Here is a 24,823-nt window from a genome sequence, read left to right as displayed (position 1 = left end):
CAGCACGGACGGCGCTCAGGGCCTGGAAACGATCAGCCCTCAGGAGAGCGGACGCGCATTGCGAAACGATTCCCCCTCAATGTCCAGGAAATCAGAGAAGTCCCGTACGACCCTGCTCGTCCTGGGCACGGAGCCGCGTCCGCGTCTCGGCCGGCTCACCGGGCGGGTGCGGATCGCGTACGCCGACGAGTCCACGCTCGCCGAGCGGCTGCCGTCGGCGGACGTCCTGCTGGTCTGGGACTTCACCTCGCACGCCGTGCGGCACGCCTGGCCCGGCGAGGCGCCCCGGCCGCGCTGGGTGCACACCGCGAGCGCCGGTGTGGACCATCTGATGTGCCCCGAGCTCGCCGCGTCGGACACCGTCGTGACCAACGCGCGCGGGATCTTCGACCAGCCGATCGCCGAGTACGTGGCCGCGCTCGTCCTCGCGATGGCCAAGGACCTGCCGCGCACCTGGGAACTGCAGCGGGAGCGGGAGTGGCGGCACCGGGAGTCGCAGCGGGTGGCGGGCACGCGCGCGTGCGTGGTGGGTTCCGGGCCGATCGGGCGGGCGATCCAGCGGACCCTGAAGGCGCTCGGCGTCACGACGGCCCTGGTGGGCCGCACCTCCCGCGCCGGCGTGCACGGCCCGGAGGACCTGGACCGCCTGATGGCGCGCGCCGACTGGGTGGTGTGCGCGGCGCCGCTCACCCCGGACACGTACGGGATGTTCGACGCGCGGCGCTTCGGGACGATGCAGCCGTCGGCGCGCTTCCTGAACGTCGGGCGGGGGCAGCTCGTCGTGGAGGACGCGCTCGCCGAGGCGCTGCGCAAGCGGTGGATCGCGGGCGCGGCGCTGGACGTCTTCGCGGACGAACCCCTGGGACCGGACAGCCCGTTGTGGGAGGTGCCGGGGCTGATCGTGTCGCCGCACATGAGCGGGGACACGGTGGGCTGGCGCGACGAACTGGGCGCGCAGTTCGTCGAGTTGTACGAGGCGTGGGAGGCGGGCGAGCCCCTGCGGAACGTGGTCGACAAGGAACGCGGATACGTCCCCGGTCACTGACCGGGGACGTACACGGCACGGCGCGACACGCGCTGCAGGGCACGCAAGGACACGCCGGGACACGACACGGAGCCGACACCACCGACGACCGCCACGACCGACGACCGCCCCGACCGACTCCCTGGAGGCGACGGATGACCGACCCCACGGACCACACCACTCCCACGGATCTCACCGCTCTCACGGCGGTGCGGCTCGTCGCCGGCTATCGCAAGGGCGAGATCAGTCCCGTCGATGTGACGCGGGCGGTCCTGGAGCAGGCCGAGCGGGTCCAGCCGGCGGTGAACGCGTTCGTCCGGATCGAGGCGGGGGACGCCCTGAGGCGTGCGCGGGAGTCGGCGGAGCGCTGGCGGCGCGGGGAACCGGCGGGGCTGGTGGACGGTGTGCCGGTCACGGTGAAGGACATCCTGCTGCTGCGCGGCGGCCCGACCCTGCGCGGGTCGAGGACCGTCGACCCGGCGGCGGGCCGGTGGGACGAGGACGCCCCCGTCCGTGGCCAGGCTGCGGGGAAACGGGGCGGTGTTCGTCGGCCGGACTGGACCGCATGGAGGAGGCCACTCTTGACCCGGTTACATCCCGCGACCTCATCCAGCGCATCGCTCGTGACACCTGAAGGCCGAGACATGCCCGAGCTGACCTGGCAGTCGGAGCACTGATAGCAACCCTGAGATTGGCAGATCCGGGCCACCACAGATAGCCGAACACCAAGGCTTCCAACCTCTTCAAGTGACCCAAAACTGCCGATTCCCTAGCGAAACACGCTCCACGCACCGAAGGCCATACCGAACCACAGGCCAGTGGACTCCCCCTACTTCTTTGCGACCACACCAATGCCACCCATCGCAAGGGAGAACATACGCACCAGCGCCTTCCGCACCTCAGGGTCTCGATCGATCCGCTGCAACGACTGGTACCTCGCGGGTTCAAGATCGATCGTGGTCACGCCGCCAGAACCCCCGCCATCCACGGCCGAGAACAGGAGAAGGCACCGATAGGCCCGCACAACTCCACCCCACTCTTCACGCATCAGCGACTGCAGGACAGCGTCTTCCTCCGCGACCTGGCTGCGGAGCGCATGCGCCGAGCTCCACCGAGTCCCCCAGTCTCGCTCTTCCGCCTCAAACTGGATCTCGAGCAACGCGTCAAAACTAATCCGGCACACTCGAAAGTCGGGATCGGTCTCACTTATCGCGGACATGAGAAGTTCTGCCTTCAACTCGATCCATCAACGGCGAATCTGCATTCAACGCACCCGCTCTGCACTCCCCATTGAAAATCATGCTCAGCGACCGCGGCTTTACCCGCCAGCACACGGTACGTGTGCAGGCCAGGCCGCTCCTACCTGCAAGTCTGCCGGTCAGCGGGAGATTCGATAGCCGCCGGATGTTCGTGCTCGTGCGCTGGACACACCCCTGGAGTCTGCTGGTGTTGCCCGTCACTACTGCCGTCAGCGGTCTGCACCGCCTGGGGAATTCCAGGAATTCCGAACGCGTGTCAAGCGGCTTCGTCATGCGGGGTGAGGCTGATGGTCAGGTCGGCGCCGAGAGCACGCGCCAGGCGGCGCAGGAGGGGAAGCGTGGGCACGGTCCCACCGCCTTCGAAGCGGGAGATCTGCGGCTGCTTCATCCCGCACCGCTCGGCCAGCTCGGCCTGGGACAGCCCGAGCTCGATGCGCCGGTCGTGGACGAGTTGCCCGAGCTCACGTCCGAGCGCGGAAGGCGGGTCCTGCATGGTTCCTCCCCGCCTCAGGCCGCTGGGGCGACGATGGTGACGGTGGGCTCGTCTCCGCCGGCGAGGTGCACGTCCACCGTGAGGTCCAGTGCGCGGGCCAGGCGCATGATGACCGCGATGGGCGGCAGCTCGGTGGCCGTCTCGATGCCTTCGATGTCATCGACGTCGACGTGCATGCGCTCGGCGAGTCGGCCTCGCTCAGGCCCAGCTGCTTACGCCGGTTGTAGACGGCCTTGCCCAACGTCATGGCGAGACCGGCCTCTTCGTAGACACGGTCGTACTCGGGGTCAGCGTCCAGGCGCTCGCCCAGCAGCCGGCGGTGGCGACGGGTCCTCCATTCGCTGTGGTTCATCGGTGCTCCTTCAGGTTGCGGCTGTAGAGGTCATGCTCGGCGGCGGCCTCATGCACTGCCTCGCACAATCGCTGTGCGGCGTGGGCGCGGTCCACTTCGGCCTGCTCGCGCATCTTGGTCTTGCGGAACACGGTGAGCAGCACGACACGTCGGCCGGGCGCCAGCCAGTAGGTGATCCGCTGCTCGCGGAGCTTGCCGCCGAGGTGGCGGGAGTGCGCTTCGTCGAGCGTGGTGGGCTGCTCGGCGAGCAGGTCGGCAACGCGTTCGACCTGCTTGTAGTGATGGGCGGAAATGTTCTCCAGCCACAGCCGCACCTCCGGCTCGATCTCGATCGAGTACCGCCCGCTGTCCATAGCACCGATGATATATGGCACGGGGTGCGAGAGCGCGACTTCGTAGATCAGGTCGTGTGCCGTCGCCGCGATCGCAGCTCCTCCAGGTCGCACACCCCCGTACTCCCCCCTTCGTCCTGACGCCACGGCTCAGCCCGCAAACCAGCGGGGCGAGCGGGATAGGCAAGCGTACGGCCGGGCTGGTGCGCCGCCCAGCCCGGCGGCGCGGGGCCGGGGAGGAGGAGTCGGCCCCCGACGGTCGGCCGGGAGCTTCACTCCTCGCCGGAGGCAACGTCGACCACCGCCCTCGGTGAGACCGGCGACAGACATTGAGGAACGGCCCCCTGGCCAGCCCCTGTGCGTACGATCCGGCCATAGGACGGTCGTAGGCGACCACTTGCTGTGCGGAACGCACGTGCTCACACCCACAACTTGCTACCGGCGGTGCCAGGTTGAGCCCTGCTCACGCCGGGGACCGGCAGCCCGCCGACACTCCCGAGCCGAGCGAACGACCCGAACCCGATGCTCGTACAGCCCCGGTGAATGCGCCGGTCACTCGGTCGGTCACCCCACTGATCCGCTGACCAGCACCGTCCGGGCGGGGGCCGCCGCGTGACCGCCTGCACAGAACTCCTCACCGTCCCCCAGGTCATGGCCCGCCACCAGTTCGGTCGCTCCGCCATCTACTGCGCCGCCGGAAAGTGCTGCTCCAAGCGTCTACCGCCCCTGCCCCTCACCCACGTGCACTCCGTCCTCAAGTCCGCCTTGGAGCACGCCGTACGCGAGGAAGAGGTCCCGCGCAACGTCGCCCGCAACGTCCGCACCGGCACCCCACGGCCCCGGCGCTTCGAACCCCTCACAGCCGACGAAGCCCGTCAGCTCCTCACCACAGCCCAAGGCCACCGGCTGCATGCCCTGTTCGAACTCGCCTTGCACACCGGACTCCGCAAGGGCGAACTCCTCGGCCTCCACGGGCGAGACCTCGACCTCGACGCAGGCACCGCCGCCATCCGCCGCACACTCCAGCGCACCATTGCCGGCGGTCTCACCACGCTGCCCACCAAGACGCGAGCCTCCGAGCGCCGCATCGTCCTCCCCGCCCGCTGTGTCCAGTCGCTGAAGTTCCACCGTGAGCAGCAGCAGCGCGAGCGGGAGGCCGCAGGCACGGCGTGGCAGGACAGCGGGCACGTGTTCACCACTGCGCAGGGCAGTGCGATCGACCCCACCAACCTCACCCGCGCCTTCCTCACGCTCCTCCGCAGTGCTGGCCTCCGCCGCATCCGCTTTCACGACCTCCGCCACTCGACCGCCACCCTGCTCCTGGAACAGGGCGTCGAACTCGTCGTCATCAAGGAACTCCTCGGCCACGCCCACATCGGCGTCATCGCAACTGTCTACGCCCACGTAAGGCTCCGCCTCCAACGCGACGCCCTGACCGCACTCGGCAACTCCCTCGACCGTCCCTGACCACGGACGGCAACGGCGGCGAACACCCCTGGTGTTCGCCGCCGTTGCCGTCAATTACTGCCGTCAGCACCGATCAATCCCGACAAAACCGGCACTCCGAGAAGTCCGGAGTCACGGAAGTGAAGCTGTCGGCTCGGAACCAAGGACGCTGCGTCACCCCTCTTCAAGCAATTCACCCCTGATTTCACGATGAATGAACACCTGATCGCTAACGCTCGTACGCAGCAGGGACTTCAAGCCCTGAATGCTCTCAACCGGATTGACCGCCCGCGCTACTGGAGTCGCAATCTTTTCGACAAGGCCCATTCGAAGGGAATCCTCACCACGCGCCTCCGCTGCTTGTCCAGATAGGAGGTCGAGATCTTCGCGAGAAATGGAGCTGATTGCGTCCGCCCTGAACCTGACGAGACATTTCGCCTCCGGGAGCCACCCCGCCTTAACATTGACCGCTGGCGCGAATCCGACGTTTACGTAGCACGACTCATCCCAGCTGGACTCCTGGACGGCAACTACACAGTAGAGATCGCCAGAAACTCTGTACCAGCTCGCCGACTTCTTTCGAAAACCCAGCGGCTTGAAGACCTCATTGAGAGCCTTCAGGAGAATCGAGTTAACCATCAGCCGAACCTCTTATACGTGTCGAGATGGCCAGTCCAGCTCTGACCGGTCATATCCTCCAACTCGGCGACGTACTTCTGCAACTGTCGCCGTCCCGTCGCCTGACTGCTCGCCGCATCCGACTTCAACTCACGCACGACACGGTTCTTCCAGTCGACCGCATCAGGCCGGAGCCCGCTCGGAAGCCTGACTTCGAAGTCGTACCCAGCCCCCAGGGCATTCTTGTAGTTCAAGTGTGTCTGACGGCCACGGGCCGCGTCCGCATTCTCCCCAGAGGTGAACTGCCCCTTCTCGTTACGGGCAACGCCACATCCATTGCTGTTGTGAACGAGCACCGGCGTTTCGCCCGCCAGCACATAGTACGTGTGCAGGCCCTCGACCGTCAGGTTGTAGGTGCGGGCGTGCTTGGTGAAGCCCTTGTTGCCTACGACGATGACCGTGCTGCCATCGTCGCTGCGGAGGGTCATGCCAGGTGTGAGGGCGCTGGCCTCTACCCACTTCTTCTCGGACGGTGACCAGAACGGGTGTTCACGCGTCGCGGTGAGGTGATCTATGCCGTCCTTGGTGGCAATGGAGAGCCTGTTGAAGTACTTGTCTCCATCCGTCCGTATAAGACGGGTCACCTTTTTAAGAACTGTCTTACCAGTTTCGGGATCGGTAGCGAGAACCTTGTCTCCTACCCTGACGTCCTCAATATTCTTGGTCTTGCCGTCCGCCATCAGGACGTCGGTGCCGGCGAGGAAGCACTTACAGTGCTTGAACGCCTTCTGCACCCATTTTTCAATGGCTTCGGCTCCCTTCCTCTTCACCGAGTCAGGGACAAACTTCAGGACCTTGGCCCAGGGAAGATCCATTGCGGACTCGAAGCAGCTTGACGCGCCGCCGCCGGACATGCAGTCCCACCAATTGGTGGGGTCAGGCACTGCCAATGAGTAGAGAGTCTTGGCGACTGTCTTTTGAGGTCCCAGGTTGTATGGCTTGTGCACGACTTTCTGACCATAAGGCGACGACACGTCGTCACCCCTGACGATGACGCTGTGCAGATCGCCTGAACCGTCATAGACGTAGTGATAGTTCCTGGCGCGGTAAGTCCATGTCCCGTCCCGGTTATGCCTCAACCTGTCCCGGTAGGTGTCGCCGTCATCGTCGCAGCCTCTTTCGCACGCAGTGACTGGCCTGAGGCCGTCCGGGTCGCTGAGGGTGACCGGATTGTTGTCGGAGTAGGCGTAGCCGTTGAGGCCCTGCGGGTTGGCGGGGTCAAGGATCGGGTCGACGCTGACGAAGCGGCCGGTGGCCGGGTCGTATTCGCGGGCGCCCAGGTGAACGAGGCCGGTCGTCTTCAGGTCGTCGGTGCCGCCGACGAAGCTCTTCGTGCCGGGCCAGCCGCTCGGCTCCGCGCCCCTTGTGCCACCGAAGGGCAGCGTGCGGCGCTGGGTGAGCTTCTGGGTGCCGGCGTCGACGGCAAGCTGGGCGGTTCCGTGATGGTCGGCGAGGGTGAAGGAGACCTTGCCGTCGTCCTGCTGGACGGCCTGATGCCCGCCTCCGATGTCGAAGTACCGGGTGGCCCTGGGGGCGCTGGAACCCTTGGCGAGGGTGATCTCGGTCGCGCCGAGGTCGACGGTCGTCTCGGTGGGGGTTCGGCTGATCAGGCGGTTACCGTCGGCGTCATACACGTACTCGGTCGTGCGGCTGCCTTCGGTCACCTTGGCCAGGTGACCTTCGGCGTCCCATGCCAGGGCCTGGTCGGTGGCCCCACGCGTGCGAGCGGTGGTGTTGCCGGTCGCGTCGTATGCGTAGTCGTCCTTCGCGATGCCTGAGGGGCCGGAGGTCGTCACCGACGACACGCCGTGCGGGTGCGCTGCGTCCGGAGCGGGGTAGGCGTAGGTCCTCTTGGTGTTCTTCGCCGAGTCGCCCGCAGGATCGTGGATCGTCTCCGTCTTGCGGTTGCCCACCAGGTCGTAGGTGTACGACTGCCAGTACGGTGCCGGACCGCCCAGCACGCTGCCACTCGGCGCGCTCGCGCAGTCGGTGGTGCTCTGGGTCCAGACCTCGGTCAGACGGCCCAGGTAGTCGTGGGTGTAGCACTGGTTGTCGGTGCCGTCGCGGGAGACGTCCGACACGGACAGGACGTTGCCTGCCTCGTCGTAGTGGTAGGTGCTGTTCTGGTCGACGCCGGCCACGTCTTCGCGGTCCACACGGGACGTGGCCAGGCGCTGAGTGCCCCACTCATAGGTGTTGGTCGCCCAGGTCTTCTTGCCGTCGTCGTTCGACAGCTCGTACTGCAGAGGCTTACCGGTGAGGCTGTAGCTGGTGGTGGCTTTGAGCCCCTGGCCGCCGCTTATCGCGACGGGGCGCAAGGTGGCGTCCTCGTAGGTATAGACCGCTGTCTCCGCGGACAGGGATCCGGCCTTGGGATAGCCGACACCCTGAACTGTGCCCGACGCGTTGTACGTGGTGCCAGACAGGTAAGTGCCGGCCAGAGCGCCCTCGGAGGAGGGGATGGTGATGGATGTGCGCAGCGGCCGGTACCGACGGTCGTAGGCGACCACCTTGGTCGTGTAGGCGTTTCCGTTGTCGTAACGGACAGACTCGGCGAGCTGGCCCTTGGCGCCGCTGATGGTGTCGTACACCCACCGGGCGCGTAGCGTGCCGTCGGAGGACTTCTCTCTCACCTCCGTCTTGCGACCGAGGCCGTCGTAGCCGTACCACAAGGCGGGCGTGTCGGAGCGGGCGTCGTCGGTGGTGGTCAGCAGGCCTCGGTCGTCGTAGCCGCTGAGGGTGGTGCCCTTGTCCGGGTCGGTGGTCTTGGTCTGCCGGCCGAGGAGGTCGTAGGTGTACGTCCAGGTGCTGCCCGCCGGGTCTGTGAGCTTCTTCAGCTCACCGCGCGGGGTGTAGGCGTAAGCCGTGGTGTCATAGGCCGCACCCGCGTTACGTGCGTGGAGCTGGCGCAACTCTGTGGTCTGGCCCTGTGCGTCGACCACCGTGGTGGTGGCGGTGCCGCCGGCGGGCGGGATGACGGTCGTACGGTCGCCGCCGTAGATGGTTGTGGTGGTGGACAGGACCTTGCCGCCGTCGCCGTTGCCGGCGATCTGCTTGGCCTCGGTCTTCCTGCCGAGGCCGTCGTACGTATAGCGGTTCTGGGTCTCGACGCTCAAGGCGTCTTCGGGCTTGAAGAGGGTGGTGGCCGGAGCGCCGCTCGCGTAGTAGGTCGCGAACTCCTTGGCGACCAGGCCGCGTGCGTCGTAGAAGGTGTCGCTCAGCAGACGTCCACCGTCCGGGCCGGGGCCCTGTGTCTGGCGCGGACGCAGAAGGCCGTCGTAAAGGATGTAGGAGACACGCTGCGCGCCGTTGTTGCCGATGGTTTTGGTTCCGACGGCGACCGGATCGTGATCGTTGACCGTGTAGGTGAACTCGTAGGTGGGTGTCTGACCGGTCAGGCGGTCGGCCAGCCACACCTTCGAGTTTCGGCCCAACGCGTCGTAGGCGAGCTGGGTGACCTTGCCGTTGGTGTCGGTGATCGTCAGGGGCTGGCCGCGCAGGCTGTCATGGGTCGTGGTCGTTGTTTGCGCTGTAGCCGCGTCACCGTCCTTGGCCGGAGGAGTGGTGACCGTGACCTTGGCCGGGAAGCCCGTGGCAGGCTCCGGGGCTGTCGTGGTGGTGCGGCCGTCGCCGCGCTCCGTCCTCGTGACCGTGCCGTCCGCGGTCACGGAGACGTCAGCGGTCAGGTCGGTGCTGGTCCTCTGGCGCCCGTAGGAGTCGTATGTGATTCCCGACTCGAGGTACTGGGCGGTCGTGCCGCTGTACCGCTTGAGCGTCGCGGTGGCTGTCTGGTCTCCCTCCGTGGGCGCTGCGCCATAGGCACCGCTGTCGTAGGCCGTACGTACGTCGGAGATCACGTCGTCGGGCCTGCTGACGGCGTCGGAGCATGACCCCGAGACCGTCTCGGTCCTCGACAGGAGAGGGAGGATGGTCGCATTGGTGGCGTAGGTGAACCGGCTGCACTTGTTGTCGGCCGATGTGCCGCTGTCACCGAAGTCGTCGGTCTCTGTGACGCGTCCCGCGACGGTGTCGTACTTCGTGGCCTTGGAGGTGACGCGCCAGGAGGTACCGGCGCCGTCGTCCAGGGATGTCCAGGTCTTGGTGTGGGACGTCCCGGTGAAGTTGGCGGTGATGGTGCCCCAGTCCCGGACCTTCTTCGCCGTCTCATGGTGCCAGGGGCGGTCGACGGACTTGGTCAGGACCTTGCCGTCGGGTCCTGAGTAGGCGGTCGTCCGGTACGCGAAACCGGCTGCCGACTCGTGGTCGGTGATCGGGTCGCCCTCGCCGTCGTCCAGGGTGACGACGACGGACTTGGTGCCACCGCCGGCATCCTTTCGATCGCCGTCCATACCGCGCAGGAAGTACGTGTCCTCCTGCGACTTCATGGCGGCGGCCCCGCCCTGACCCCCTTCCCTGACCCGGACGTGACCGTAGCCGCGCCACTGGGACCAGGTCTTGAACTTCTCCTTGGTCAGACCGTTGTCGTCGTCATAGTGCCAGGCGGCACCGCCGAGATAGTCGTAGGCGGTTACCTGGTCGGGGGACCCGCCCGTGCGGTCGCTGGCCGTCACCGACGTGACCACGTACTTGTTGAACCATTGCCGCTCAGGGTCGTCCGACGAGCTGCCTCCGATGTACTGCGGGAAGCAACGGGTCGTGTTGGTCTCGGGAGTCGGCAGCGTCCCCCAGTCGCATGCGGGTGCGGAGTAGTTCACGTCGATCTGGCCGCCGGACTCGTCGGAGACCGTGGACAGGCGGGCCTTGATGAAGGGCGGATAGCCGTCGCCGGTCTTGTCCAACCGGTTGGCCAGTTGCGTGTAGGCGAAGGTGGTTTTCGGCAGGGTGACCGCCGGCTCGGCCGTGTGCCCGGTGTGCTGGACCGAGTCGAGCAGCAGCTGGTAGTCGGTGTCCGCCATACCCCAGCGGTGGGTCAGATTCCAGGAGTCGACGTCACGGTACGTGGTTCCGTCGTACACCTGCGTGGTGACGCTTGTGAGTCGCTTCCGGGTGAAGAAGGCGGGGGACAGCCGGCCCTCGTCGCAGTCCTCACTCGTGTCGCAGTTCAAGTCCCAGGGGGTGTCGTACCAGTAGGCGGCGTCGGTGCCGATGTCCGAGCAGGTGGTGCTGGAGTCGGGCAGGCAGCGTTCGCTGTTGCTGAAGTCGACCTTCGCCAGTGCCTTGGTCCCGTACATGGCGGAAGACTTCAGCCCGTACTCGATGCGGTCGAGGGTGCCGCCACGCACGTAACGGGTGTTGTCCTTGGCCTTGAGGTTGCGACCGTAGGAGTTGGTCTCCTGGTTGTAGTAGTAGGCCAAGGCGTTGCCGTGCGCGTCGACCGCGTAGTCGAGGTTCCATCGCCAGGCCTGCTTGCACCAGGAGTCGGCGAAAGTGGAAGCGTGGCAGTCCTCGCCGGTGTCGTCGCCGAAGACGGGAACCGTCCAGGTGGAGTCCGTGGTCTCCTTGCCGTCCGCCCAGCCGGGCAGGCGGTGGTAACCGAAGTAGTAACGGGCGCCGTCGGGCGCGGTCAGCCGCCAGTACTCGCCGTCGTTGTCACCGTTGCCGCGATTGCTCGAGGTCAGGCGGTCGATCTTGGTTCCGTCGTCGTCCTTCAGCCTCCAGGAGTCGTCACCGTCGGGGACGAGCTCTCCGCCCTTGCCGTTGAACGTGATGAAGGCGTTGTCGTAGCCCCAGCACAGGTCGCCCGGCTTGCTGCCGTCGGCGTTCTTGACACCGTCCTCGGCACAGGATTTGTAGCGGCGCTCGATATAGCCCGACCACAGGTCGAAGCCGTCGCCCGCCCAGGATGCCTGGTTGTTGGTGTTGGCCGTACGTCCGTCGACCGATCCTGAGGAATAGGACAGGCCTACCTTCGGGGCCATCCCTCCAGGGACCTCGGGCACCGGCATGTCGTAGGACCAGGCGAAGTCGCCCGTGTTGAGGTTCGTCTTCCACGTCGCAGAAGGGGAGAGAGAAGTCGCCTTGTAGTCGCTCTGGGCGCCTTCTGTGGCGGCCACCGCCGCGAGCACCGTGGCAACGCCGGTGCTCAGACTCACGTTCTTCACGGTCAGGGTCTGCTTGTCCGTGTCATTGACGGTTGCCACTGGCGTGCTGGACCGGCAGGCCGCCTTGTCAGGCGTCGTGAGCGCGCAGGCGGGGAGCCGGACCATGGTGAGGCGGGAGGCGTAGCCACCGCCGTAGGCGTCGGCGAAGCCGGAGTAGTCGAGCCGGGCCCGAACGCGGCCGGGCTCTCCGCCCCTCGCTTCCGTCTTGGGCTTCAGCGTGAACAGCAGGCCGTCGACTCCAGCCTCCTGCGCTGCCTTGTGGCTCAGAAGGCGTGCCTCGACATCCCCGTGAAGGGGCTTACTCTTCGTCTTCCCCTGTGTGTCGAGCGTCAGGGGTAGGCCCTCGGCACGGACAGATGTCGTGCGGCTCTCCGAGTCGGCAGCGGGCATGTGCATCACCGTGCTCGCCGCTTTCGGCCATGCGGTGGCGGGGGCTTCCTTGGGTGTGCGCGGCCCCTTCATCACCTTGCGGGGCTTGACCTTGCCCGTCGTGCCGGGAACCGGACGCTCGGCGCTGGGAAGGGCGGGCCGGCCCGTACCGTCGTCCGCGGCGAGCGCCGGCTGGGCTCCCGCCTGCAGAAGCGTACCGACCATGACCGCGGCCGAGGCCAGTGCGAGGCGTCGCCGGAGGCTCACGAATCGCCTGCTCGATCTGCCGTTCATCGTGTCCTTCGTCCTTCGCTGCGATGCTCCGCGTGCGTGCCGAGCACGCGGTGGGGCGGGAGTGTGGGCAACAGATTTGAAAAGGAGAGCGGTTGGCCCTGCGAACAGAGCCCGCTGGGCTGTTCAGCCGGCGCCGGGCACATCGGTGGGCATACCGGGCCATCCGATGGCCAGCGTCTCGATCTGGGTGTCAGTCAGCGCGCCTTGGAAGGTCCAAACGTCGGAGACGGCGCCCGGCCAGTACTCACCCCAGGTGCCGGTCCCGGTCCTGGCCCGGCCGAGTTGCATCGGCTGCGTCGACTTGAAGGCGAGTACGTCGTCCGCCCACGAGAGTTTGTCCGTGCAGGCCGTATCGTCTGCAGCGCCGTCACCGTCGTCATCCGCGCAGGCGACTTGCTCCAGCTCACCGTTCACGTACAGCGAGAGCTGTTTGGCGAAGCCGTCGTAGACAACTGCCAGGTGTGTCCAGTCGGTGGGACCGGAGAACCACCCGTTGTCGACGTGGGAGACGGCGCTTGAAGTGCTGTCCTCGGCGGCCATGGCTATCCGCCAACGGCCTGGATCCGTGTCCGGCGTCGCACTGGGCTCGTAGCGGACCGTGAAGGCGTTCTGCGCAGTGCCAGGTGCACTGAGCAGGGCCACCCCACTCCGTGGGACGGCCGCGGCCTGCGCCCATGCGGAGACGGTGAAGCTGGTGCTGGTGTCCAGCGGAGCAGCCGACGTCACCGCGTAGTCGTCGACGCCGTCGAGCGTCACGCCGCCGTCCACCCAGCCGGAGCCGATCTCCGCACCGTTGTTGAGTGTCATGTTGTTGCCCGACGCGGAAGCGTCCGGCGTCACCGGCGGAGTCCCCGAGGCCGTCTCGAACTTCCACCGTCCCTTGACCAACGGTCGTTGGCGGAAGATCTGCTGGACTTCCTCGGCCGACACCGGTCGGTCCAGGAGACGTACGTCGTCGATCTTTCCGGGGAAGTAGCTGCCCATGGCGCCGCTGTAGTTGCCGGCTCCGATGTACATCGACTGATCGGCGTAGAACGCACCGGCCAGCCTGGTAGTTCCGGCCTTGGCGCCGTTGACGTACAGGGTGAGGGTGTCGGCCACGGTGTCATGCACCCCCACCAGATGCACCCACTCGCCCGCACGAGCGCTCGTGCCGTCGGCCTGCGTGGCCCGTATCGGGGCGGCGTCCACCGCATCGGCGGAGTACTGGTTCACCGCCCACCTGTCGTAGGCGGCCGAGTAGTACAACTCGAAGCCCGGCCGGTCCTTGCCCGCCTGTGCCGCGATCACGGCGGCAGACGTGGGCTTCTTGTCCAGCTTCGCCCAGGCGGAAACGGTGAAACTCCGCGAGGTGTTGACGTGAGGCCCGCTGGTCTGGCCTATCTTCGCGTAGCCGCTGGTGCCGTCGAAGCGAGCGGCCTTGCCCGCCACCCCTTCCACGCCCGTGGTCACCGTGCCGTTGTACTTGGCGGGCAGCACTCCTCCGTGACCGGTGATCTCGGTGGCGTCTACCGCCTCGTCCAGGTCGAAGACGGCCACGGCCGGGCGCCCCGGATCACCGACGCTCTGCCGCGCGTGCAAGGCGTCGACCTCGTGCTGGGCCAGCGGCTTGTCGAAGAGTTGCAGATCGTCGACGGCTCCGGGGAGCAGCGCGATGGGGCTGCCCGTGTAGTTCTTGCCGCCGATCTGCAGGCCGCGCCGGGACTCCCACGGTGCGTCGTAGGAAACCTCGCCCACCAGCTCGCCGTCGACGAACAGTTGCAGCAAATCATTGGTCGACGAGTACGAACCCACCAGATGCGTCCAGACCCCGGTGCTCACTCCCCCGGCCTGGGCGGGCATCGCCCGTGCGATGCCGGCGTCCGCGCTGTCGGCCTTGTACTGGTTGAACGCCCATCGGTCGTACGTCTTGGAGTAATACAGCTCGAAGCCGGGTGCGTTGTTGCCCGGCTGGGTGGCCACCACCGCCGCGTCGTCGGGCATCTTCGTCAGCTTCACCCACGCCGACACCGCGAATCCTCTGCTGGTGTCGACCGCCGGGAGGTCCGTGGAGGCGTACCCGTCCGTGCCGTTGAACTCCACCGCCGTGCCCTGCACCCCTGTCACACCGGGTGTGACGCCTCCGGTCATGGACAACGTGCGTGGTGGAGTCGAGCCCTTTGCCTCACTCGCACCGGCGGCCTCGTTCAGCTGCCACGTCGCCCGCTCGGGTTGGCCCGCCTTCACCCGGTACTGGTATGTGCGTATCTCACTGTTGTTGCCGGCCGAGTCGAATGCCTGGGCGGTGAAGAAATTCACCCCGGACCTGGCCGGCAGCACCTTGGCGATCTGAGCCGCTCCACCCGACGTCGTGATCTTGTTCTTGGAGCTGGGATCACCGTTGACGCCGTACCAGTACGTGATCACATCGGTGTCGGCCGCCTTCATCTGGAACGACCCGTACCGGCCCACTCCGTCGAACCAAGGGTCGTTCGGGTCGCTGGGATCGGAGGCGGGATAGTCGCCCGAAGTGACCGCGGGCGCTTTGGGCACCTTGGTGTCGTAGACGAAGTAGCAAGCGGTCGGATCACCGGCGTACGACCACGGCGAGTACTGCACCCCGTCATAGGCGCGCACGTACCAGTTCACCTGTTTGTCCGGAGGGATGGACGACGGCAGGCTGATCGCGAACGTGGACCCAGACTTCTTGAACGTGGTCCGCGACGGGCTCCACGAGCCACCGTCCCACTTGGCCTGGAACTGAACGGAGAGGCTGTCACCGTCCGGGTCCGTGATGTCGTTCGCGTAGATCTTCCCCAGCGTTCGGACGTGGGCCGTGCCGGAGGACTTCTTGCAGGTGCCGCCGTACTCCATGGTCAGCTGCGACATCTTGGCCTGAGCAGGCGGCCGGTTGTACTGGACCCGCAGGAACGCGTCGTCCGAGAACCGTTTCCAGCCGTACGCGTCCGACTCGTTGGAGGCCCGCAGGCCGAACGTCATCGTCGACCACTTCTTGTCCGCGGCCTGCTGCACTGCCGATCTCACATCGAATTCGGCGTCCTTGGCGGCGCAACCGTCGTAGCCGTGTGCGAACGAATCCGTCGTCAGGTGGTCGATCCAGAAATCCGACGACTTCTGAGTGTTCCAGGTCGTCGACGAGGAGATGCCCTTCGTACGCCACAGTTGCACGCCTCGCGCGCTGCACGACGCGGACCATGTGTTGCGGACCACGAACTCCGCCGACATCACATGCTTACCCGCGAACTTCGAGACCGAGATCCGGTAGAAGAGACGCTTGGTGTCGTAGGGCTTGCAGTAGTACCAGCCGCAGTAGCCCATGCCCGCGTCGGAATCGCCGTTGAACTTCCACTGCGGCGAAGAGGCCCAGTATTCCGACGCCATCTCCACGCCGTTGCCTGCGGCGAGTGCCACTGAGGGTCGATGAACACCGGGTAGACGGTGTTCTGTCCCTTCAGGAGGTCGGCGTCGGGCCTCAGCACCAACTCGTCCTGCCCGGACGGTAGCTCGACAGCGACCGGAGCCCGATTGCCCGACTCCGCAAGGCTCGGTTCGCCTTCCGCACCCGCGACTCGGGCTCCAGCTCCAACTCCAGTGACGGATTGCGAAGGCGTCGGCTGCTGTGTCTCGGGACTCGAGTCCCACATCATCGGCTGCTGCGCCTCGAACACGGTGCCGTCGGCACCTGTGTCGACCGCCTCAAGGCCGCCTGATGACGTTTCCTCGACCTTCATGCCCTCGGCGTCCAGCCGCAGGCGTAGTTCTGCCAGTTCCTTGCCGGCGGCGGCTTCAGCGGTTTTCACCACCAACAACTGCGTGAACCCGTCCTCCTGAGCGCCCAACCTCAGGTCGACTCCGGGCAGGACGTCCGGGTACGTCGCTGTGTCGCCGGTCAGTTCAGGAGTCGGTAACCGGCCTGGCCAACCGAGTTCCAGCACCCGTCCGGCCTTGGCCATACGCACCATGGGGGCCTCTCCGCCACCCGAGAATTCCAGCCCGACGGTCGTGGCCTTCGGTGCCACCATGCCGTCCTCGGACTTGGCGAGATCTGTGTCGATGGCCTTCCATGCGCCGTCGACGCGGGCCCGCACCGGGCGCAGATACTCGCGTGCCTCCAGGTTGCCGTCCGCTGTCGCGAAGACATCCGAGGTCTCACTCCGCAAGGAGGTCACCTCAACGGATTCACCCGTGCGCTTGGCTTTGGCGAGCGCCTCGGACTCCGTCACTGTCGAGCTGCCCCCGGGTTTCCCCGCAGCCGATGCTGTACCTGTCGCCGCTTCGCTGCGAACAGCTTCGGTCGCACTCGCAGGGCCAAGCACACATAACGCCACTGCGGCCGACAACGCCGCCGACGCGGCGCACAACCGTCTGCCCCCAGACATGACACACCCTCCCCACAGAGTCTCCCCAGACTCTGCCCGAACGTGATCGATCCTCCACAGATCGTGAACGGGAGAGTAAGACGGTGCTCGGTTGGCGGTCCAGACCACCCGGGTGGACATTGCGCTCCACCCCACCCATAACCACCGTGGCACATCAGGTGACGTGCGTCACAGGCGTGTCTTCGTACCCCCTAACCCCGCCGGAACCGCAGCGTCTCCCCCAGCGCCCCCGCGCGCCACAGGTCGTTGCAGGCCTCGGCCATGGTGTCGAGGCCGTCGACGACCTGGCCCCAGACGATGCCGGGGACCCAGCCGACGTCTCCGTTGAGGAGGAGGTTGTTGCGCTCGTAGAAGAGGGCGAGGTCGACGAGGGTGGTGCCGGGGCGGACCTCGGTGTCGTAGCCGTAGGCCCCGGTGGCCAGTTCCGTTCCCGCGAAGGAGAAATAGCACAGGTCGCCCGGGATGGGCGTTACGGTCGGGTTCTCCAGGGGTGGCTCGGATGCGGCGAACGGGGGGAAGAGGGCGTAGATCTCGTTGCGGGCGTATTTCGCGTGGTAGACGTCGCCGCCGAGGGGCAGCGCGTCCCACACCGCCGCGCAGGTGATCGGGGCCTTGTCGTCGAGCAGCTTCGCCGTGCAGGTGACGCCCCGCTTGACCAGGGACACCTCGATGTAGCGATCAGCCATGCACTCCATGGTCCCGCCGCGGTCAAGAGCGCCTGGGCCGACAGGTCGGGGAGGGGTGGGGAGGAGGGGCGAACGAGGGGCTGAAATTAATCCGAATGATTTGCATCGTCTCGGGTAGCCGCGCGCCCATGGCTCCACCACATGGGAACAACGCAGAGAAACGCCGAATCGGCAGACGGGCGCTGCTCGCGGGTGCCTCGGCGCTCGGTGCCGTGGGAGCGCTGGGCGCGGCCGGGTGCAGCCGGGTGGCCACGGCGTCGGACACCGAGGGCGGTGAACTCCTCGACCGGCTCAGGGCGCAGGGCGTCGCGCGGCTGGGCATAGCCGGCGAGATCCCCTTCGGCTACATCGACAAGGACGGCGAGCTGACCGGTGAGGCGCCGGAGCTCGCGAAGGTCATCTTCAAGCGTCTGGGCGTCGACCGCGTGCAGGCGGTGCCCACAGAGTTCGGTTCCCTGATTCCGGGGCTCAACTCCCAGCAGTTCGACGTCGTCTCCGCCGGGATGTACATCAACCCGGAGCGCTGCGAACAGGTCATCTTCTCCGACCCGGACTACCAGATGCTCGACGCGTTCATCGTGCGCAAGGGCAACCCGAAGAACCTGCGCAACTACGAGGACGTCGTCAAGGCGAAGGCCAAGTTCGCCACGGGCACCGGCTACGCGGAGATCCAGTACGCCGTCGACGCCGGGTACAAGCAGAGCGACATCCTGATCGTGCCGGACCAGGTGGCCGGGCTGAACGCCGTCGAGGCGGGCCGCGCCGACGTCTTCGCGGGGACGGCGCTGACCGCCCGCGAGGTCGTCAAGAAGTCCCGCAAGGCCGAGGCCACCGAGCCGTTCGCGCCGATCGTGGACGGCGAGAAGCACGTGGACGGCGGCGGTTTCGCGTTCCGCCCGAACGAGACGAACCTCCGGGACGGGTTCAACCGCGAGCTGCGGAAGATGAAGGACAGCGGCGAGCTGTTCCGCATCCTGCGGCCGTTCGGCTTCACCGAGAACGAGATGACCGACATGACCGCGAAGGAGCTCTGCCGCGGATGACCTCGGGACTCTGGGAACTCGTACTGAAGGGCATCTGGGTCACCCTCCAGCTGCTGTTCTTCAGCGCGCTGCTCGGCGGCGCGGTCTCCTTCGCCGTGGGTGTGGCGCGTACCTCCCGGCTGTGGATCGTCCGCTTCCTCGCGGGCTTCTACACCGAGGTGTTCCGCGGTACCTCCGCGCTGATCATGATCTTCTGGGTGTACTTCGTGCTGCCCGTGGCCTTCGGCTGGCAGCTCGTCCCGATGTGGGCGGGCACGCTGGCGCTCGGCCTGACGTACGGGGCGTACGGCTCCGAGGTCGTGCGCGGCGCCCTGAACGCGGTGGACCCGGCGCAGCGGGAGGCCGGGGTCGCGCTCAGCTTCACGCCGTGGCAGCGGCTGCGGCTGATCCTGCTGCCGCAGGCGGTGCCGGAGATGATCCCGCCGTTCTCGAACCTGCTGATCGAGCTGCTCAAGGGCACGGCCCTGGTGTCCATCATGGGCATGGGCGACCTGACGTTCAGCGGCAAGCTGGTGCGCCTCGCGCTGCAGGAGAGCGACGAGATCTACACGTACATCCTGCTGATCTACTTCGTGATCGCCTTCCTGCTGACGCGGCTCATGCGCGGCCTGGAGAAGCGGCTCAAGGCAGGGGTCGGCAAGGGCGGCCCCGGTAAGGCGCGGTCCGGCAAGGGCGCCTCGGGCGGTGTCCCCCGGCAGGAGCCGCTGACCGCCGGGAGTACGGGGAGTACGGGAGTCGGCGCGGTGGGCGGAGGTGCCTCATGACGTGGGACTGGGACGCGGTCGGTGACTTCATGCCGCACTTCTGGGACGGCCTGGTGGTCACCCTCCAGGCGCTGGTGCTCGGTTCGCTGATCTCCTTCGCCCTCGGTCTGGTGTGGGCGCTGCTGATGCGCACGCCGACCCGCTGGGTGCGCTGGCCGGTCGGGGTGGTCACGGAGTTCATCCGCAACACCCCGCTGCTGGTGCAGTTGTTCTTCCTCTTCTACGTGCTGCCCGAGTGGGACATCACGTTCTCCGCGCTGACGACCGGTGTCGTCGCGATCGGTCTGCACTACTCGACGTACACGATGCAGGTCTACCGGGCCGGCATCGAGGGCGTGCCCGTCGGCCAGTGGGAAGCGGCCACGGCACTGAACCTGCCCGTGCGGCACACCTGGACCGCGGTGATCCTGCCGCAGGCGATCCGCCGGGTGGTGCCCGCGCTGGGCAACTACGTCATCTCGATGCTCAAGGACACGCCTCTGCTGATGGCGATCACCGTCCTGGAGATGCTCGGGGAGGCGCGGCTGTTCTCGCAGCAGCACTTCCAGTTCACCGAGCCCCTCACGGTCATCGGCGTGGCCTTCATCCTCATTTCCTATCCGGCTTCCCTCCTCATGCGAGCCCTGGAGCGTCGTCTTGTCCGCTGACACCCCTGACACCCCTCTGACGAAGGATCCCGACGCGAACGCCAACCCGAAGGTGGACGGCAGCGAGCTGATCCGCTTCGACAAGGTCACCAAGCGCTTCGGGGACAACACGGTCCTGGACGGGCTCGACTTCTCCGTCGACTCCGGCAAGCACGTGACGCTGATCGGCCCGTCGGGTTCCGGCAAGACGACGATCCTGCGTCTGCTGATGACCCTGGCCAAGCCCGACGAGGGCACGATCAGGGTGGGCGGCGAGTATCTGACCCACGAGGAGCGCAACGGGAAGCTGGTCCCGGCCGGCGAGAAGCACATACGCGAGGTCCGCAAGAACATCGGGATGGTGTTCCAGCAGTTCAACCTCTTCCCGAACATGAAGGTGCTGCGCAACATCACGGAGGCGCCGGTCACCGTCCTCGGGCTGTCGAAGGACGAGGCGGAGCAGCGGGCACGCGAGCTGCTGGAGCTGGTGGGCCTCGCCGACAAGTGCGACGCGTACCCGACACAGCTGTCCGGCGGGCAGCAGCAGCGGGTGGCGATCGCGCGGGCGCTGGCGATGCGTCCGCAGGTCCTGCTCCTCGACGAGGTGACGTCGGCGCTCGACCCCGAGCTGGTCGCCGGGGTGCTGGACGTGCTGCGGGACATCGCGCGCACCACCGACATCACGATGCTGTGTGTGACCCACGAGATGAACTTCGCCCGGGACATCTCGGACCAGGTGCTGATGTTCGACTCGGGCCGCGTCCTGGAGGCGGGCTCCCCCGAGAAGATCTTCAACGAGCCCGAGCACGAGCGGACCCGGGAGTTCCTCAGCGCGGTGCTGTGACCGGGACGGTGGAGGCACCGCAGGAGGCCCGGTGACCGGGTCGGTGGCCGCACCGCGGCAGGCCCGGTGGCCGGACGACCGGCGCTGGTGCGGTGCCGCGGATGACGTACGAGGTCCGGCGCCCGGGTCATGACAGAGGCATATGCCAGGGTGGCGCGTTCCTGCTGAGAGGCGTGGAACGCGCCCCCCGAGTTCACCAACACGCGCTTGTCACAGACCTGTTGAGGTCTATCGTGGAGAGCGCCTTCAGGCAGCGCCGCGTGCGCGCGTCCGCGCGCGTCCCGGCCCGGCCGTGGGCGGCACCTGCGGGCGTACCCGGTGCACCACTGCGAGGTGAGTTGCTGTGAGGCTCGAACCGACCGCGCCGTACCACTCGGCGCAGGACGCCCTGCGCGCCCTGGAGACGGTGGCACGGCACCCCTCGGGCGTGACCGGGGCCGAGCTCACCCGCAGCACCGGCCTGCGGTCCGAGCGGCTGACCCCGCTGTTGCGGATGCTCCGCCGGGAGGGGTACGTCGAGCAGGTCGCCGACGGGGCGTACGTCGCCGGGGCCACCCTCGGCCGGCTCGCCTCGGCGCACGGCCGCGACCAGGCGCTGCGCGAGAAGCTGCAGCACACCCTCGACCGGCTGCGGGACTCGGTGGGCGCCGCGGTCTACCTCAGCCGCTACATCGACGGCGAGGTGCACGTCACCCAGTGCGCCCAGGGCCCTTCGGCTCCCGCGGTCAACGAGTGGGTCGACTTCCGGCACTCCGCGCACGCCAGCGCCGTCGGCAAGAGCCTGCTGGGCCAGCTCGACCTCAACGGCCGCCGCGACCATCTCGCCCGCCACAAGATGGCCCGTCTCACCTCGCGGACGATCACCGACGAGCGGCTGCTGCTGTCCCGGCTCGCCGCCCAGCCGCCCACGGTGCCGGTGCTCGACCTCCAGGAGTACGCGGTCGGCACGGTGTGCGCGGCCGTCCCGGTCACCGCGGGCGCCTCCGTCGGCTGCCTCGCCCTCTCCCTCCCGGTCGAGCACGCGCACCGGCTGCGCCGCGCCGCGGACACCCTGAACCGGGGTGCGGCCCCGGTGCTGCTGTCCCTGGCGATCTGACCGCTCCGGCCACCGGACCGGTGAGCCGGCGATCACCGCGCGTGTCCCCTCGGGTGGTCGGAAGCACCCCCTCGGACCAGGTAGTATTTTCTCTGTCGCCGACCGCGGAAGCGGGAGGCGGGAGTCATGCGCCGCTAGCTCAGTTGGTTAGAGCAGCTGACTCTTAATCAGCGGGTCCGGGGTTCGAGTCCCTGGCGGCGCACAGAAGGAAGGCCTCCGCGCGAGCGGAGGCCTTCCGCGTTTCCGGACCGGGAACGGATCCGGTCACCCCGAGTGGCCGCCGGATGCGATCACCCGGAGTGCCTGGCCGGGGCCGGTCGCCCGGAGCGCCCGCCGGTTCAGGTCACCCGGTCTCAGAACGTGACGTCCGAGCAGGCGTAGAACGCGTTGCCCGTGTCCGCGATCGTCCACACCGCGAGGATGACGTGGTGCCCGCTCTTCCCCGACGGCAGGGTGCCGGAGTGGGAGAGCGTCGCGGGCGGCTGCCCGCGGTAGGGGACGGTCAGGAACGGCGCGGTCTCGAGGTCCGCGCGGGTCAGTGCGTGGTTCTGGTTCCAGCCGTTGCGGGTGATGTAGTACCTGAAGTCGGTCGTGGAGTGCCGTGCGGTGAACTGCCACCGGAAGGTGTAGCTCTGTCCGCCGGTGACGCGGGTCGTGGGCCAGGCGCCGCCCGAGGGTGCGGTGGGACTGTCGAGGGCGCCGAAGTTCCCGTGGTTCGCCGAGCAGATGTGGCCGTCGGCGGGGCCCGCCGCCGGGAAGCCCTTGGGCCCCTCGACGCTCTGCGGCTCCCACTGGATGGCGCCGCAGCCGCTGACCGTGCCGTTGGCACAGAGCTTCTGCCGGCTGACGGGGAGGTCGGTGTAGCCGTGGCCGCTCGCGCCACCGGCCGAGAAGGCGAAGGCCCCGGCGGTGGTCAGGCCGAGCACGGCCGCGTACCACTTGGCTTTTCTGGTCGTCCGTATTCGCATGTGCCGCTCCTGGAGGACGGATACGTGGGGGAGTTTCCGGAGAGCCGAGCGCGCGATGTTCAGGTCTAGACCAAGTTCCAGATTATTGCTGACTGTTGAACATGTCCATACCAATCGCGGCACCGGCTTCGGCGCACCCGGTCACCGGCCCCCCGCCTCCGGGGCGGCTCATCCCTCGCCCTCGGGGGCGGCCCCCTCCTCGCGCTCCGGGGCGGCTCACCCCTCGTCCCGTACCGCCTCTCCCCCGCGTCCCGCGTAGAACGCCACCGTCAGGTCCCGCACCAGCGCCCTGCGTTCGCTGTCGTCGAGGGCGACCAGGCCGCGCGTGGTCAGCCGGGTCACCGTGTCCTCGACCGAGTCGACGACCGAGGCGAGCACGGTGTCGCGGTGCTGGGCGTCCAGCGCGGCGGCCCTGCGGCGCCGCATGACGGTGGCGACCTCCGGCGCGTAGTCGAGGGAGATCGGCTGCGCCGAGAGCACCTCGAGTCCGGCCGTCGCCGCGTCCGCCGCCACCTGCCGGGTGAGCGCGTCGCCGACCGCCTCCGCGTCCCGCAGCGAGGCGGCCCGTCCGCCCGCCGCGGAACCGAGACCGGTGCGGGCGGCGAAGCCCGGGCGGCCGGCGCGGGCCCGTCCGTCCACGCCCTGCGGCACGTCGGCGGGCAGCCGGGAGAACACCCGGGAGAGCGCCGCCTCCACACACGCGCGCAGATACCCCTCGTGATCCTCGACCCCGAGCACGGCCCGCGCGGTGTCCTTCACCCGCCAGGCGACGAGCACGACCACCCGCAGCGCGATCCCGTTCGCGTCGCACACCGCCAGCGGCTCGCTGCGCCAGTGCCGCGGCCGCACGTCCACCCGGCGGCGCAGCAGCAGCGGGTTGACCCACATCAGCCCGGTGCGCCGCACGGTGCCCCGGTAGCGGCCGAAGAGGTCGAGGACCCACGCCCGCCCGGTCCGGCCCCGGGCGAGCCCGCCGAAGCCGGCCAGCCCGAGCACCGCCGCTCCGGCGTACGCGGCCCACTGGGCGGGGCCGAGCGCGGCACCGACGGCCGGTCCCGGCAGCGCGAGCGCCTGCGTCAGGGCGGCGGGCAGCACCCCCGCCCACCAGGACGCGAGCGCGCACCCGGCCACACCGCAGGCCCCGGCCGCCACCCCGGCCGCCCCGGGCAGCACCCGCGCGGGCCGCTCCACCAGCTCCACGCCGGGCCCGGCCGCCGTGCCCTGCCGCACGGGGGCTGGCCCGGCCACCCTCGGCTGCTCCCCCGTACCCCGCCGGCGCCCCACGACGGCGGGTGCCGCCGGCACCCGGACGGGTCCGGCCTCGTCCCGGAAGAGCAGGTGGACGGGGATCTCGGTGGTCGCCTCGGTGTGGATCACCCGGGCCGGGGCGGGCCGGGTGCCGCCGTCCGGTGCGCCGTCCGCCCGCCGGGGCCGCGAGGACGCCCCGTCCGATCCTTCGAACACCGGAGCGTCCATACGGTTCCCCTCACACTCCAGCCGGAAATGCCCGTGTTTCTGCATATTCGCCAGCTTCTCAACTGACACCGGCCGGCGCATGCTGACGGTCCGAATGATGTACGGGAATGCCCGGGATCCTCCGGAAGGGCGCGCGGCGGTGCGGGGGTGGCGCGCGCGGCGGGAGCACCCCGATCGGTCGGGTAGAGTTCTCTGGTCAGCAGGCGCCGCTAGCTCAGTTGGTTAGAGCAGCTGACTCTTAATCAGCGGGTCCGGGGTTCGAGTCCCTGGCGGCGCACCTGGTGAAAAGGCCTCCTCTTGACAGAGGGGGCCTTTTTGGCATGTCCGGAACCCGGGGCACCGAAGGGCGCGCGACGCGCGGGTACGGCCGGGCCGACCGCCTGTTTCACGCCACCCCCGCCACTCCACCGGAACGTTCCTTTTACGTTCTCCTTGGCGAACCGCGCACTCCGGGGATTCGGTCCGGACACGGCCGGGACCGGGCACGGGCGACGCATGGGCGCGGTGGGCCATACGGGAGCACTTCGACAACTTCCGTACACGGAGTGACTCAACAGCACCAATCTCCATCAACTCTCGCTCCGCTGGGGCGCTTTGACCGGTAAATGCCTCCTTTCGAGTCTTGCGATCAC

14 protein-coding genes, 2 tRNA genes and 4 pseudogenes are annotated in these 24,823 nt (G+C 67.9%); 10 read left to right on the top strand and 10 right to left on the bottom strand.

Annotated elements, in window-relative coordinates; genetic code table 11:
- Positions 1-79: 79 nt before the first annotated feature.
- Entirely contained in the window at positions 80-1,045 is a 966-nt protein-coding gene (locus ACFY93_RS30990) for an NAD(P)-dependent oxidoreductase (protein WP_391365162.1), read from the top strand.
- A gap of 134 nt (positions 1,046-1,179) precedes the next feature.
- Positions 1,180-1,582 (top strand): annotated as a pseudogene (locus ACFY93_RS30985) (amidase family protein); the annotation flags it as partial.
- Positions 1,583-1,853: 271 nt separating this feature from the next.
- Here the strand turns inward: ACFY93_RS30985 and ACFY93_RS30980 are convergent.
- From ACFY93_RS30980 to ACFY93_RS30965, 4 genes and pseudogenes are all read right to left on the bottom strand, one after another.
- Positions 1,854-2,183: a hypothetical protein gene (locus ACFY93_RS30980; RefSeq protein WP_391365160.1), complete on the bottom strand. Its 330-nt coding sequence runs from the start codon at positions 2,181-2,183 to the stop codon at positions 1,854-1,856.
- A 356-nt stretch (positions 2,184-2,539) separates the two neighbouring features.
- A pseudogene (locus ACFY93_RS30975) lies at positions 2,540-2,755 on the bottom strand (helix-turn-helix domain-containing protein); the annotation flags it as partial.
- 35 nt (positions 2,756-2,790) lie between these two features.
- A complete protein-coding gene (locus ACFY93_RS30970) occupies positions 2,791-2,952 on the bottom strand; it encodes a hypothetical protein (RefSeq protein WP_391365159.1) in 162 nt (53 codons plus the stop codon).
- A gap of 172 nt (positions 2,953-3,124) precedes the next feature.
- The gene (locus ACFY93_RS30965) at positions 3,125-3,481 is read right to left on the bottom strand and encodes a type II toxin-antitoxin system RelE/ParE family toxin (RefSeq protein ID WP_391365157.1); all 357 of its coding nucleotides are present in this window, start codon (positions 3,479-3,481) and stop codon (positions 3,125-3,127) included.
- A gap of 666 nt (positions 3,482-4,147) precedes the next feature.
- On the opposite strand from ACFY93_RS30965, the pseudogene ACFY93_RS30960 reads away from it, so the two are divergent.
- A pseudogene (locus ACFY93_RS30960) lies at positions 4,148-4,918 on the top strand (tyrosine-type recombinase/integrase); the annotation flags it as partial.
- Positions 4,919-5,080: 162 nt separating this feature from the next.
- Here ACFY93_RS30960 and ACFY93_RS30955 read toward each other — a convergent pair.
- The 4 genes and pseudogenes from ACFY93_RS30955 to ACFY93_RS30940 form a co-directional block, all read right to left on the bottom strand.
- On the bottom strand, positions 5,081-5,545 hold the full coding sequence (locus ACFY93_RS30955; protein ID WP_391365155.1) for a DUF4304 domain-containing protein: 465 nt from the start codon (positions 5,543-5,545) through the stop codon (positions 5,081-5,083).
- Positions 5,545-12,240 (bottom strand): polymorphic toxin-type HINT domain-containing protein, encoded by a 6,696-nt coding sequence (locus tag ACFY93_RS30950; protein WP_391365226.1) that lies wholly within the window; start codon positions 12,238-12,240, stop codon positions 5,545-5,547. Before ACFY93_RS30950 ends, ACFY93_RS30955 begins: the two co-directional genes overlap by 1 nt.
- A 192-nt stretch (positions 12,241-12,432) precedes the next feature.
- Positions 12,433-16,688: pseudogene (locus tag ACFY93_RS30945) on the bottom strand (LamG-like jellyroll fold domain-containing protein).
- A gap of 191 nt (positions 16,689-16,879) precedes the next feature.
- Positions 16,880-17,374, bottom strand: coding sequence for a DUF3830 family protein (locus ACFY93_RS30940; protein WP_391365153.1), 495 nt, complete (start codon positions 17,372-17,374; stop codon positions 16,880-16,882).
- Positions 17,375-17,502: 128 nt separating this feature from the next.
- Between ACFY93_RS30940 and ehuB the strand changes: the two genes are divergently transcribed.
- From ehuB to ACFY93_RS30910, 6 genes are all read left to right on the top strand, one after another.
- Positions 17,503-18,417, top strand: a complete 915-nt coding sequence (gene ehuB, locus ACFY93_RS30935) for an ectoine/hydroxyectoine ABC transporter substrate-binding protein EhuB (RefSeq protein ID WP_391365151.1) — start codon at positions 17,503-17,505, stop codon at positions 18,415-18,417.
- Entirely contained in the window at positions 18,414-19,181 is a 768-nt protein-coding gene (ehuC, locus tag ACFY93_RS30930; protein WP_391365149.1) for an ectoine/hydroxyectoine ABC transporter permease subunit EhuC, read from the top strand. Before ehuB ends, ehuC begins: the two co-directional genes overlap by 4 nt.
- Positions 19,178-19,828: an ectoine/hydroxyectoine ABC transporter permease subunit EhuD gene (gene ehuD / locus ACFY93_RS30925; RefSeq protein ID WP_391365147.1), complete on the top strand. Its 651-nt coding sequence runs from the start codon at positions 19,178-19,180 to the stop codon at positions 19,826-19,828. Before ehuC ends, ehuD begins: the two co-directional genes overlap by 4 nt.
- 52 nt (positions 19,829-19,880) lie before the next feature.
- Positions 19,881-20,651, top strand: a complete 771-nt coding sequence (ehuA, locus tag ACFY93_RS30920) for an ectoine/hydroxyectoine ABC transporter ATP-binding protein EhuA (protein WP_391365224.1) — start codon at positions 19,881-19,883, stop codon at positions 20,649-20,651.
- 343 nt (positions 20,652-20,994) lie between these two features.
- Positions 20,995-21,747, top strand: a complete 753-nt coding sequence (locus ACFY93_RS30915; RefSeq protein WP_391365145.1) for an IclR family transcriptional regulator C-terminal domain-containing protein — start codon at positions 20,995-20,997, stop codon at positions 21,745-21,747.
- Positions 21,748-21,875: 128 nt separating this feature from the next.
- Positions 21,876-21,949: transfer RNA gene (locus tag ACFY93_RS30910), tRNA-Lys, on the top strand.
- Between the two features lie 151 nt (positions 21,950-22,100).
- Here the strand turns inward: ACFY93_RS30910 and ACFY93_RS30905 are convergent.
- Positions 22,101-22,715: a lytic polysaccharide monooxygenase gene (locus ACFY93_RS30905; RefSeq protein ID WP_391365143.1), complete on the bottom strand. Its 615-nt coding sequence runs from the start codon at positions 22,713-22,715 to the stop codon at positions 22,101-22,103.
- Positions 22,716-22,931: 216 nt separating this feature from the next.
- On the bottom strand, positions 22,932-24,191 hold the full coding sequence (locus ACFY93_RS30900; protein ID WP_391365141.1) for an SPFH domain-containing protein: 1,260 nt from the start codon (positions 24,189-24,191) through the stop codon (positions 22,932-22,934).
- Between the two features lie 203 nt (positions 24,192-24,394).
- Between ACFY93_RS30900 and ACFY93_RS30895 the strand changes: the two genes are divergently transcribed.
- Positions 24,395-24,468 (top strand) — tRNA-Lys (locus ACFY93_RS30895).
- The last annotated feature ends 355 nt before the right edge of the window (positions 24,469-24,823 follow it).

The sequence above is a fragment of the Streptomyces sp. NPDC008313 genome, from assembly GCF_042956125.1.
In the GTDB taxonomy this organism is placed as follows: Bacteria; Actinomycetota; Actinomycetes; order Streptomycetales; family Streptomycetaceae; genus Streptomyces.
This window is presented reverse-complemented; position numbering and strand designations above follow the sequence as displayed.